The sequence below is a fragment of the Erwinia rhapontici genome, from assembly GCF_012271765.1.
GTDB lineage: Bacteria > Pseudomonadota > Gammaproteobacteria > Enterobacterales > Enterobacteriaceae > Erwinia > Erwinia rhapontici.
Genome location: NZ_VRKO01000016.1, coordinates 716,680 through 729,326, shown reverse-complemented (window position 1 = coordinate 729,326; position 12,647 = coordinate 716,680). Strand labels below are relative to the sequence as shown.

At 54.3% G+C, this 12,647-nt stretch carries 11 protein-coding genes; 4 read left to right on the top strand and 7 right to left on the bottom strand.

The genetic code is table 11. The features are described from left to right. Window positions 1-129: 129 nt before the first annotated feature. Window positions 130-402 (bottom strand): putative hemolysin, encoded by a 273-nt coding sequence (locus FVB43_RS20365; RefSeq protein ID WP_133845093.1) that lies wholly within the window; start codon window positions 400-402, stop codon window positions 130-132. Window positions 403-682: 280 nt separating this feature from the next. On the opposite strand from FVB43_RS20365, the gene FVB43_RS20360 reads away from it, so the two are divergent. Further along, complete coding sequence (locus tag FVB43_RS20360) at window positions 683-970, top strand: putative quinol monooxygenase (protein ID WP_133845095.1); 288 nt, start codon at window positions 683-685, stop codon at window positions 968-970. A gap of 61 nt (window positions 971-1,031) precedes the next feature. Here the strand turns inward: FVB43_RS20360 and dbpA are convergent, their stop codons facing one another. From dbpA to zntB, 5 genes are all read right to left on the bottom strand, one after another. Beyond that, on the bottom strand, window positions 1,032-2,411 hold the full coding sequence (gene dbpA, locus FVB43_RS20355) for an ATP-dependent RNA helicase DbpA (protein ID WP_133845097.1): 1,380 nt from the start codon (window positions 2,409-2,411) through the stop codon (window positions 1,032-1,034). A 520-nt stretch (window positions 2,412-2,931) separates the two neighbouring features. Further along, a complete protein-coding gene (locus FVB43_RS24765; RefSeq protein WP_259149943.1) occupies window positions 2,932-3,057 on the bottom strand; it encodes a hypothetical protein in 126 nt (41 codons plus the stop codon). 112 nt (window positions 3,058-3,169) lie between these two features. Continuing rightward, window positions 3,170-4,063, bottom strand: coding sequence for a tRNA 2-thiocytidine(32) synthetase TtcA (gene ttcA, locus FVB43_RS20350; protein WP_133845099.1), 894 nt, complete (start codon window positions 4,061-4,063; stop codon window positions 3,170-3,172). Window positions 4,064-4,179: 116 nt separating this feature from the next. Continuing rightward, window positions 4,180-4,356: a proline-rich small protein YnaL gene (gene ynaL / locus FVB43_RS20345; protein WP_159337177.1), complete on the bottom strand. Its 177-nt coding sequence runs from the start codon at window positions 4,354-4,356 to the stop codon at window positions 4,180-4,182. A 261-nt stretch (window positions 4,357-4,617) separates the two neighbouring features. Further along, window positions 4,618-5,601 carry a zinc transporter ZntB gene (zntB, locus tag FVB43_RS20340; RefSeq protein WP_133845101.1) on the bottom strand — a complete coding sequence of 328 codons (984 nt, stop codon included), beginning with the start codon at window positions 5,599-5,601 and terminating at the stop codon, window positions 4,618-4,620. Between the two features lie 416 nt (window positions 5,602-6,017). Between zntB and bglF the strand changes: the two genes are divergently transcribed. The 3 genes from bglF to FVB43_RS20325 all read left to right on the top strand — a co-directional run bounded on the left by bglF (window position 6,018) and on the right by FVB43_RS20325 (window position 10,401). Further along, window positions 6,018-7,904, top strand: a complete 1,887-nt coding sequence (bglF, locus tag FVB43_RS20335) for a PTS beta-glucoside transporter subunit IIABC (protein ID WP_167864630.1) — start codon at window positions 6,018-6,020, stop codon at window positions 7,902-7,904. Window positions 7,905-7,924: 20 nt separating this feature from the next. Continuing rightward, window positions 7,925-9,319, top strand: coding sequence for a glycoside hydrolase family 1 protein (locus FVB43_RS20330; protein ID WP_133845105.1), 1,395 nt, complete (start codon window positions 7,925-7,927; stop codon window positions 9,317-9,319). 98 nt (window positions 9,320-9,417) lie between these two features. After that, entirely contained in the window at window positions 9,418-10,401 is a 984-nt protein-coding gene (locus FVB43_RS20325) for a nucleoside hydrolase (RefSeq protein WP_197931308.1), read from the top strand. Between the two features lie 44 nt (window positions 10,402-10,445). Here the strand turns inward: FVB43_RS20325 and dcp are convergent, their stop codons facing one another. Next, window positions 10,446-12,590 (bottom strand): peptidyl-dipeptidase Dcp, encoded by a 2,145-nt coding sequence (gene dcp, locus FVB43_RS20320; protein ID WP_167864629.1) that lies wholly within the window; start codon window positions 12,588-12,590, stop codon window positions 10,446-10,448. Between the last annotated feature and the right edge of the window lie 57 nt (window positions 12,591-12,647).

The window sequence follows — 12,647 nt, the reverse complement described above, 5'->3', positions numbered from 1 at the left end:
CGGTGCAAGGTCAGAAGTTACAGGGGTAAAAAAACAACATCGTCAGTTTCAGGCCGCTAAACCCTGACTCTCGGGTTCATCAACTGCATGCATGTAAACTGACGAGGGTAGTGGAAACACACGGCTGACTTAGCGTGCACAGCTTCCATTCATCAACGCACTTTCACCACAGCGACGGCCATTGGCCATCTGGCACATACCTACTGAGCTGCCGTCCAGCTGACGCGATAACGCCAGCGTGCCTCCCGCGTTGGAACAGGCGCTTTCAGCCATGTCGGCCATCACTACCCGGGCCGGGACATGGGCTGCCGTGGCCTGTTGCGGTGGCTCATTATCACTGTCGCTACTACAGGCTGACAGGAATAACGTGGCTGCCGCCAGCAAAAATGTCGCTGCTTTCATGAGGTCAGGCTCCGGGATGTAGGCTGGAATGCGTTTGCCAGCATAAGCTACGTTGCGCATCAGGTCGATAGCTGTCACGGATTCTTACAAAATCATTCCACTGGAAATATCAATAGCACAACGTCTTAATTTATTGTCGAGTCGGGCGAAATGCAATGAAGCCTGAAAAGATCATGTCAAATGGGTGTAATCATGCCAGGCTTACAGGCTGTTAAATTCTGGCGGCGGGATGGCATTCCGTTATCAACGCCGTCGTTTGACGTTTCTAAAGGAGAGACAGATGTCTGATACACCGATTTTGATCGTTGCTACTTTTGCTGCTGCGACAGGGAAAGGCAATGCGCTGTATGAAGTGCTGAACCGCTGTGTGGCGCCGAGCCGTCTTGAGGAAGGAAACGTACATTACGATCTGTATCGCAGCGTCGAGAACAGCGATCTGTTCCTGTTCCACGAAACCTGGAAAAGCGCGGCGGCTATCGAACTGCATGAAACACAGCCCCACTTTAAAGCGCTGCTGGCGGGCGTTGAAGGTCTGCTGGCAGAACCCCCGGTGATTACGAAGATCTAAAGGGTGTTTTAGCGGGCTGACCGCAACAGAAGGCCAGCCCCTACATCAGAGATAAAAATCGTTATTTCACTAAACGTGCCCGGCACGACTTCCCTTTGATCTTCACGTCTTTCAGTTGCCCCATCACCTGACGCGCCTGCGTCTGGCGGATAGCAACGTACGCCTGCGTTGGACCAATATCAATTTTCCCGACCTGATCGCCGGTCAGTCCACCGTCACCCGTCAATGCCCCGAGAATATCGCCCGGGCGGATCTTTGCTTTACGCCCGCCGTCCAGACTCACGGTTACCATCTCTGCCGGTAATGGCTTCGCGGCAACAGATTTCAGCTCGGACACATTGCGCCAGGCCAGTTTCTGTTGCAGATAATCTTCCAGCGCATGCGCACGGATCATCTCATCCTGCGCCACGAAGCTGACAGCACAGCCCTCCTCTCCGGCTCGGGCCGTACGGCCGATGCGGTGAACATGGACTTCAGGATCAAACGACAGCTGATAGTTAACCACCATCGCCAGCGATTTGATATCCAGACCACGGGCGGCAACATCGGTCGCCACCAGCACACGGCAGCTGCCGTTCGCGAAACGAATCAGCACCTGGTCACGGTCACGCTGCTCAAGATCACCATGCAATGCCAGCGCACTGATGTTACCGGCTGTCAGCGCATAGGCAATGTCATCGCATTCACGTTTGGTGTTGCAGAACACCACGCAGGATGACGGCTGGCGCTCGCTGAGCAGGCCAATCAGCGCCGTCAGTTTCTCACGTGGACCAGCTTCGTAGAATGTCTGTTCAATCTTCGGCAGATCGGACACATCGCCCGTTTCCACCGTCAGCGGGTCACGCTGAATACTTTGGCTGATCTGAGCGATGCCCTGCGGCCAGGTGGCCGAGAACAGCAGCGTCTGACGCGTTGGTGGACAGTGGCGAATAATACTGTCGATGTCTTCGCGGAAACCCATCTCCAGCATACGGTCTGCTTCATCCAGCACCAGCGTATTGATCCCGTCCAGCTTCAGGGTTTCGCGTTTCAGATGATCAAGAATACGGCCCGGCGTGCCCACCACGATTTGCGGCGCATGCACCAGTGAATCACGCTGTGCGCTCAGCGGTTGCCCGCCACACAGGGTGAGAATTTTAATGTTGGCGGTGAAACGCGCCAGACGGCGCAGTTCTTTGGCAACCTGGTCTGCCAGCTCGCGCGTTGGGCACAGCACCAGCGCCTGGGTAACGTACTGGCTGGCATCCACGCGATGCATCACACCCAGACCAAAAGCAGCTGTTTTGCCACTGCCCGTTTTTGCCTGAGCGCGAACATCCCGCCCTTCAAGAATAGCAGGCAGTGATTCCGCCTGAACCGGCGTCATGTCAAGGTAGCCGAGTTCATTCAGGTTTTCGATCTGGCTGGCAGGGAGTTGTGTCAGGGTAGAAAAAGCAGTCACGGATGAGTTCTCTGGTAAAACGGACAGGATTATTGGCGCTGAGTGTAGCAGAAAACCACCCGGGGCGGGGAGAAAAGCGCTGGCGATAGTGCCACGCAGCGCTGTGTGTTGTGTCATCTGACTAAGATAAAACCAACGCGATTAACAGCCAGAAAATCAGGCAGGCCGCCACCATCGCAATCCAGGTATTTCTCCGGGTCCATTTCATAGATAGTCCTTCTCCTTACTTTCGATCTTAACGCCACCACGCATGTAAAAGGTGGGATTAATCCGAAATTCTCGGTGGTCATTATAGTCAAGCCAGGCCCCGGGTGTCGCCTGTTTATTATGAGGATACCCGCGCCAGGAACCGGCCCTGAGCAAAACAGGGGGGAAAATGAGCAATAAAAATTTGATGTAAGTACTGAAGGAATTAACGGCGGGAAAAGCGAAAACTTAAGGGGCTTTAGGAAATCCAGAATATTCTTAGTGATGTGAGGCTATCTGCCGCCCCTGATAACGGGGCGACAGTCGAACCAGGCTATTGATCTTGATAAGGATCTTTTTTGTCATCATCACTGTCGTCGCGTGTACGTGGGATCTCACCATGCTCGTTAGGATTATCTTTGGCCGGATGTTGATCGGGTTTTGGTTTTTCTTTCGACATTACGCCCTCCTCTCGCTTGTTTACACTAAGCGTAGTTGATGACGCCCCATCTTTCACTCTTCCTAAGTCATGTCAGGGGCATCGGCGCAGGCAGGTGTTGCCTGTGTCAGAATCAGAGATTGGCAACGTCAATATAGAGCGATTTATCAATGTTGGTTGACGAAACGGTGGCCTCGGTAAAGGCATATTCCGCTCTGTCACCGCTACGATCCAGAGGTAACGCCTCAAAATCGAACAGGTTCTTGTCCGCTAACTGGCTTGGACTGATATTCTGGATGGACTTGAAAACGCTGTCGACACGGCCCGGCGTCTTTTTATCCCACTCCATCAGCATCGCCTTGATGGCCTGACGCTGGAGATTTTCCTGCGAACCGCACAGATTACAGGGGATGATCGGGAATGCTTTATATTCTGCCCAGGCGATCAGATCTTTTTCCCGGCAGTACGTCAACGGCCTGATAACCACGTTACGCCCGTCATCAGAACGCAGCTTAGGGGGCATCGCCTTCATTTTTGCACCATGGAACATATTAAGGAACAACGTCTCAACGATGTCATCCATATGGTGGCCCAGCGCGATTTTCGTTGCGCCAATCTTCTCGGCAAAGGAATAAAGCGTGCCGCGACGCAGGCGCGAACATAAGCCACAGGTCGTTTTTCCTTCCGGGACTTTCTCTTTAACCACTGAATAAGTGTCTTTATCCACAATGTAATAAGGGATATTTAAGCTATCGAGATAGGCGGGCAGAATGTGTTCAGGAAACCCTGGCTGCTTCTGGTCCAGATTGACGGCAATAATCTCAAATTTGATCGGTGCCACCTTTTGCAGGCCGAGAAGAATATCCAGCATGGCGAATGAATCTTTGCCCCCGCTCATGCAGACCATTACCACATCGTTGTCTTCAATCATGTTGTAATCGGTAATGGCAGTGCCAACATTTCTTCTGAGGCGTTTCTGGAGTTTATTAATCTCCAGGGTTTCTTTTCTTACATCCACTTGATTCATAAATACTTCTCTGGGCCCTGGGAGCTTTATAGCGATGTATATCAGCTGACTCTTTAAAGGGATATTATACGGAAGTTTCCCAGGGCCCTGCCATCAATTTTTCCTGACCAGAGATTTTATTGAAGATGCACATGCGGTGGCGGATCAATAATCGGGTCGGGGTCAATCGGCGGTGGATCGGGTAACGGCTGTGGTGTGGGAATGGGACCAGGAACGGGCGCCGGGTCGCTGAGTGGTTCAGATGAGCGAATCGCCATAATACGGTCAACAGGCATACCTTCCTCCTCAAACATTGCATGAACCTTAAGCGTAGGACATCTGACCGCGCTGGCAAACGCGCAAAAAAAAAGCCGGCGGATAGCCGGCGTCGTACGAATCAAATGTGCTATGCATTAATTCAAAAAAGGAAGTAAGACAATATGGAGCGCAACGCCCATCGCTTGACGTTGCATTCACCTGCGGGAAAGAGTTTGCCCTGAACCACGGGGGGATTTATTGATGTCGATCAGCTTTCGGGCCGTTTGTTGCGTCTCTTCCGCAATAATTATCATTTATCACAACCATTTACGTTTCCGTAACCACCAGGCAACCCCGATAACCAGAAGCGTCAACAGCAGGCAGAAGGTCGCAAAACCATAATGCCATTCCCCCCCCGGTATCCCACCCAGATTGACGCCAAACAACCCCGTCAGGAAGGTCGTCGGCAGGAAAACCATTGCCAGCAGCGACATGGTATAAGTGCGGCGGTTCATCGCTTCTGCCATCACCGTGCTGATCTCATCCGCCAGCACGCCAGTACGTGCCACGCTGGCATCAAGGTCGTCCAGCCCCCGCCCTAAGCGGTCAGAAATATCCTGCATACGACGACGATCGTCATCGCTCATCCAGGGAAGACGTTCACTGGCAATACGTGAAAAGACATCGCGCTGCGGTGCCATGTAGCGCCGCATGATAATCAGTTGCTTACGAATCAATGCCAGCTCACCGCGTGGCGGCACCTGTTGATCAACCACCGCATCTTCCAGGTCGATGATCTTATCGTGCAACTCTTCAATAAACTCGCTGGTGTGATCGGTAAGCGCATCGCAGACATCCACCAGCCAGCTGCCACCGTCCACCGGGCCATTGCCATTTTTCAGGTCGGTCAGTACTTCATCGATGGCAAAGACTTTGCGCTGCCGGGTTGAAACAATCAGCTTCTCGTTGATAAAAACGCGGATCACTACCAGTTGTTCCGGGCGTGATTCGCTGTTGAGATTGATGCTACGCAGGGTGATCATGGTGCCATCACCCAGCCGGTTAACGCGTGGACGCATACTGTCGCCGCCCAGCGCATCACGAACCGCGTCAGGCAGCAGCGGGGTCGACACCAGCCAGTCTGCGCTCTCACGGTGGGTATAATTCAGGTGCAGCCAGCACGGCTTGTCACACGTCAGCACATCGCTGTCGTCGATCGGGATTAACCCGCCCTTTCCATCTAACTGACAGGAAATAATCGCGTCAGACACCTGCAATGATTTACCAGCAATAACATCCACGTTTGCGTCGCCCTCAACAGAATCAATGCGATACAGTCTAGCCTGTGCTGAAGCGGTTGCCTAATCTGACCCACTTCCTGAACGTTAAAAATCGTGACAATCTGCAAACAAAGCGCGGGATAAAAGTCGATCCCGGTCACGAAAACCACTTATTCTACCCCCTGCCTATTGCTAACCCGCAGCGAGTAAGGAAATATCGCTGCAACAAAAACAGGATTGCTACTGATTTTCAGGCAAAACCTAAACTGCTTTTCACGCCCGTTCGGCGATGTTGAAGCAGTTTAGGTTTTTTTTTGGCCTGAATTCAGCAACGGCCCGAAAACATAGACCCAACATAATTCAAGGTGCAGGAAGGCAGCCCACACACCTGCACCGTGAAATATGAAGGTTACAGATGTCGAAACCAGGAGCATAAGATGAAGTACCAGGTTTTATCAGAAGAGATCCTGCAAGGTGTAGGCGGCAAAGAGAACATCAATTCGGTGATGCATTGCGCTACGCGTCTGCGTTTCAAACTTAAAGACAGCCGTAAAGCCGACACCGCAACGCTGAAGGCCAACGCTGGCGTGATTATGGTGGTGGAAAGCGGGGGTCAGTATCAGGTGGTGATTGGTAACCACGTCAGCGATGTCTATCAGGACCTGCTCACCACAGCGGGATTGGCAGACGACAGCAGCAATAACGCGGACGAGGATAAAGGTTCGTTGTTTGCCCGCTTTATTGACATTGTTTCCGGTATTTTCACCCCGTTTGTCGGCATCATGGCCGCCTCCGGTATTCTTAAGGGATTGCTCTCTCTGGCGCTGGCCTGCGGCCTGACCACGGAAACCACCGGCACCTACATTACGCTCTCTGCGGCCGGTGATGCCGTCTTCTACTTCCTGCCGATTTTGCTGGGCTTCAGTGCGGGCAAAAAATTTGGCGGTAACGCCTTTACGACAATGATTATCGGTGCGGCGTTGGTCCACCCGATGATGATGGCGGCCTTTACGGCTTCACAGGCGGGTAGCCCGCCGCTGCACTTCTTCGGCATTCCGATGATCCTGATTAACTACAGCTCATCCGTGATCCCGATTATCTTCGCGGCCTGGTTCTCCTGCCTGATTGAGCGCGCGGTGCACAACCGCCTGCCGGGCGCGGTTCGTAACTTCACCACCCCGCTGATCTGTCTGGCCATTGTGGTTCCGGTCACCTTTATACTGATTGGCCCGGTCGCCACCTGGGTCAGTGAACTGCTGGCAGCGGGCTACCTTCATGCCTATAGCTTCAGCCCGACCTTTGCAGGTGCCTTTATGGGCGCATTCTGGCAGGTCTGCGTGATCTTCGGTCTGCACTGGGGCCTTGTCCCTATCATGCTGAACAACCTCGCGGTACATGGCGCGGACACCCTGCTCCCGCTGCTGATGCCTGCCGTTCTCGGCCAGGCCGGGGCAACGCTGGGCGTGCTGCTGCGTACCCGTGACGTAAAACTCAAAGGGATTGCTGCGTCGGCCTTCAGTGCCAGCCTGTTTGGTATCACTGAGCCTGCGGTCTACGGCGTCACGCTGCCGAACCGCCGTCCGTTTATCTTCGGTTGTATTGGCGGTGCACTGGGTGCTGCGGTGCTCGGTTTCTATCACACCACCAGCTACTCCTTTGGTTTACCGTCAGTATTTACCTTCAGCCAGGTGGTACCAAAAACTGGCTTTGATGCCAGCGTGGTTGCCGCGATTGCCGGGGCGTTGATTGCCTTTATTTTTGCCGCCATAACCACTTCGCTGTTCGGTCTGCCTGCGGTGAAAGCAGCAGCAAAAGAAGAAGCGGCACCCGCTGCCCCGATGGCGGTCGTCAATCCTGACCTGCTGCATAAAGAGACGCTGGTCAGCCCAATGAGCGGTGCTGTCGTTGCGCTGGACCAGGTGCCGGATGAGACCTTTGCCAGCGGTCTGCTGGGGAAAGGCATCGGTATTCAGCCCAGTGTTGGCCGGGTAGTCTCGCCGGTTAACGGCACCGTTGCCTCGCTGTTCCGCACCCGCCACGCTATTGGCCTGGAAGCAGAAGACGGTTCAGAAGTGCTGATCCACGTGGGCATTGATACCGTAAAACTTGATGGACTGCATTTTACTGCTCATGTCAGCCAGGACGACAAAGTACGTGTCGGTGACCTGCTGCTGGAATTCGATATCCCGGCGATTCGTGCGGCGGGATATGACCTCACCACTCCGGTGCTAATCAGTAACAGCGATGACTATATCGACGTGCTGGCTGCCAGCCAGCAACGCGAGGTGGCCGCAGGTGAGCCACTGCTGACGCTGATTAAATAATCTTTCATAAGGAGATCAACATGACACAACGTTTCCCACAACATTTCCTCTGGGGCGGTGCCGTTGCCGCAAACCAGGTCGAAGGCGCATGGCAGACCGAGGGTAAAGGCATTTCCACCTCGGATTTACAGCCACACGGCATTTTTGGTGAGCGCGTGGAACGTCAGGAAGGTGATTTTGGTATCAAGGATGTGGCCATTGATTTCTATCACCGCTACCCGGAAGACATTAAGCTGTTTGCCGAAATGGGCTTTACGGTTCTGCGTACCTCAATTGCCTGGACGCGCATCTTCCCGGAAGGGGATGAAACACAGCCGAACGAAGCAGGCCTGGCGTTCTACGATCGTCTGTTCGACGAGATGGCGAAATACAATATCGCCCCGCTGGTCACCCTTTCCCATTATGAAATGCCTTACGGTTTAATTAAAAAGTATGGCGGCTGGGGCAACCGTAAAACCATCGACTGCTTCGTGAACTATGCCGAAACGGTGTTCGCTCGCTATAAAGATAAGGTCAAGCACTGGCTGACTTTCAACGAAATTAATATGTCGTTGCATGCGCCTTTCACTGGCGTAGGCCTGCCGGAAGAGAGTGATAAGCAGGCCGTGTATCAGGCCATCCACCATCAACTGGTCGGCAGTGCTCGTGCGGTGAAAGCCTGCCACCAGATCATCCCGGATGCCAAAATCGGCAATATGCTGCTGGGTGCCATGCTGTACCCCCTCAGCCCGCTGCCTGCTGACCTGCTTGAAACCCAGAAGCAGAACCGCGACTGGCTGTTCTTTGGTGATGTGCAGACGCGTGGATACTACCCGGCCTACATGACGCGCTACTTTAAAGAGAATGGCATCACACTTGAGATCACCGAACAGGACAAGCAGGATCTGCGCGAACCTATCGATTTTATCTCGTTCAGCTATTACATGACCGGGTGCGTGACCACCAACGAAGAGCAAAACAACAAAGCCCGCGCCAATATTCTCAATATGGTGCCTAACCCGCATCTGGCAAGCTCTGAGTGGGGCTGGCAGATCGACCCTGAAGGGCTGCGTTATCTGATGAACGAGCTGTACGATCGTTATCAGAAGCCGCTGTTTATTGTGGAAAACGGTCTGGGTGCACGCGATACCGTGGAAGCCGACGGATCCATTAATGATGACTATCGTATCGCCTACCTGAACGACCACCTTGTGCAGGTGCGTGAAGCGATTGACGATGGCGTTGAAGTGCTCGGTTACACCTGCTGGGGCCCGATTGACCTGGTGAGTGCGTCAAAAGCGGAGTTCTCTAAGCGTTACGGCTTCATCTACGTTGATCGTGACGATCAGGGCAACGGCACCCTCGCCCGCAGCCGTAAGAAGAGTTTCTTCTGGTATCAGAACGTGATTAAAACGCACGGCGAATCACTGAAGTAACGCCTCCCTGGCAGTCTGACTGCTCTTTACTCCACGCCCTGCGACGATGCGCACTATCGCGCAGGGCGTTGTTTTATGTGACATCCTCTGGAGAGATCATGTTCAAACCGTTATTGATGGTGCTGGCATTGTCGTTTTCTGCCCCGCTGCTGGCCACCACGCCCGGGCATCCACTGCCTTTCAAACCCGATGTGGCGAAACAGGTGCGGGTGATTATCAGCAGCGATGCCAAAAATGAAGCGGATGATGACTTTGCCGTGGCACACGCCCTGCTGACACCGACCTTTGATGTGCGCGGGCTGATTGCTGCCCACTACCAGCGCACGGCAAAAATGATGAAGAAATTTGACCCGACCGAACCGAAAAGCTATCAGGAGTTGCAGCATCTGACCTCGCTGATGCAAGCCTCCACCCCGGTCTGGCACGGTGCACAGCATGAAATCAATCAACAGACCCAGCCGCTAAGTGAAGGTGCTGAGGGCATTATTCGGGAAGCGTTGAGCAACGACACACGCCCGCTGTTTGTGCTGGTGCTCGGCCCGGCCACCGATGTGGCGCTGGCCTTGCAGGCGCGGCCTGAGATTGCCAGTCGCTTAACCCTGGTATGGATTGGCGGCAATCCGTATCCAAAAGGCGGCTGGGAATACAACCTGTATAACGACCCGCAGGCCGGACGCATTCTGTTCGCATCAAAAGCCCCGCTGTGGCAGGTACCGCACAACGTTTATATGTCGATGCGTGTGTCACTGGCCGAGCTGGCCGTGAAAGTCAAACCGCAGGGGAAAACCGGGGAGTATCTCTGGCAGCAGATGCTGGAATTTAACGACTGGGCATCGGCTAATCTGAAAGGCATTCCCTGGCCAAAAAGTGAGGTCTGGGTGCTGGGCGACAACCCGGCGATTGCCCTGCTGCTGGACGATCACGAGTATCACTATACGATGGTGAAAGCACCGAAGCTGAATGATGATCTGACATACAGTATCGATGAAAGCCATCGCGAAATTCGTGTCTATAACGCAATTGATGCGCGCTTTGTGCTGGAAGATTTTTACGCCAAATTACAGCTGGCCTACGGTCAGTAAGCGTCAGGGGCAGGCCTTTACCGGCCTGCCCGTTTTAGATAACGTTATTTCAACCCACGGTGATGCAGCATCGGTTCAATGGCCGGTTCCTGTCCCCGCCAGTCATGATAGAGCTGCTTGAGGTCTTCACTGTTACCGCGCGACAGCACATTATCGCGAAAACGCTGACCATTTTCCCGCGTCAGCCCGCCGTGCTCTTCAAACCAGGCAAATCCATCATCGGCCAGCATTTCGGTCCACAGATAGGCGTAATAGCCGGCGGCATAACCATTGCCCCAGATATGCTGGAAATAACTGGAACGGTAGCGCGGCGGTACGGCAGCCAGATGGATATGTTCTTTCTCCAGCGCCGCCTGTTCAAAGCGATCGGCCTGTTGCAAGGGCTGCCCGTTACTCAGGCTGTGCCAGTGCAGGTCCAGCAGCGCGGCAGCCAGCAGTTCACTCATGTCATAACCTTTATTAAAGGTGCTGGCGCGCAGCATCTTTTCACGCAATGCCGCAGGCATCGGCTCCCCGCTCTGGTAATGACGGGCAAAGTGGTTAAAAACCTGAGTGTTGCTGGCCCAGTGCTCGTTAAACTGCGACGGGAACTCGACAAAATCTCGTGGCGTTTCGGTACCGGATAGGCTCGGGTAGCGCTGTTCAGCAAACATGCCGTGCAGCGCATGGCCGAACTCGTGGAACATGGTGATCACATCATCCCATGACAACAGCGCAGGCTGCCCGACTACGGGCTTGCTGTAGTTAGCCACGTTGTAAATCACCGGTTTTGTCCCTAACAGCGTCGACTGCTCAACAAAATTGCCCATCCATGCGCCACCGCCCTTGTTGTCGCGTTTGAACCAGTCGGCGTAGAACAGCGCCAGCGAACTGCCGTCTTTATCCAGCACTTCATAGACTTTCACATCCGGGTGATAAACCGGGATATCCGGGCGCGGTTTAAAGGTGATGCCGTACAGCTGGGTGGCCGCATAAAATACGCCATTTTCCAGCACGTTGTTCAGTTCAAAATACGGTTTAATCTGCGTTTCATCGAGGTCGTATTTCGCACGACGGACCTGCTCGGCATAGAACTGCCAGTCCCAGGGGGCCAGAGTAAAGCCGCCTTTCTGCTGGTCAATGACTGCCTGAATATCGTCCGCTTCACGCTGCGCCCGCGCAGTGGCGGCCGGCACAATTTGACGCATAAAGTCAAAAGCCGCCTGCGGGGTTTTCGCCATCTGATCCTGTAATTTCCAGGCAGCGTAGCTGTCAAAACCCAGCAGTTTTGCCTGCTGTGCGCGCACCTGCGCCAGACGCACGATCACCTCGCGGGTATCATTGGCATCGCCTTTTTCGGCGCGCGTCCAGCTGGCGGTGAAAAGCGTCTCACGGGTAGCGCGATCCGTCAGGGTTTGCAGATCGGGCTGCTGTGTGGTGTTGTGCAGAGCCAGCAGCCACTGATGGTTTAATCCGCGCGCCCCTGCTGCTTCCGCCGCCGCCGCCTTTTCTGCATCACTCAGTCCTGCCAGTGCCTGCGCATCGTCAAATACCACGCCTCCCGCTTTGGTGGCGGCCAGCAGACGGTTGGTAAAGCGCGTACTGAGTGTGGCTGACTCCTGATTCAGAGCTTTCAGCGCCGTTTTGTCGCTCTCCGTCAGGCGTGCGCCCGCCAGCACATACGCCTGCCAGATGACCTCGACCAGGCGCAGTGACTCCGGGTCCAGCGCCAGTTGCTGCCGCTGCTGGTAAACCGCATCCAGCCGGGCAAACAGCTTACCGTTCAGCTTGATATCATCATCCAGTGCGGCCAGCGTCGGTGACATCTCCTCATCCAGCGCCTGAAGTTCATCGCTGGTGTTTCCCGAGGTCATGGCGCTGAACACATTGTTGACGCGTCGCAGGCGTTGCCCACTCTGTTCCAGTGCCTGGAAGGTATTTTCAAACGTCGGCGTGGCGGGATTATCTGCAATGCGTGCAATCTCATCGCGCTTTTCCGCTACCGCCGCTATCAGCGCCGGACGGTAGTCATCGATAGTGATACGGTCAAAAGGCGGTGCCTGGAAAGGCAGTGAACTGGCCTGACTGAAGGGGTTGTTGTGCTGCGACGACATGTGACGACTCTCCTTTTGCGGCTCTGCCGCCAGTGCGCTCTGTGCGCTGGCGGTCAGTGCCAGACTAATGGCCCAGACTAACGGTGCGATCCTCATTTCCTTGCTCCCATTCCCTTTGGCTGAACCTCCAGCATAATCGCCCGCGCGCCGTGG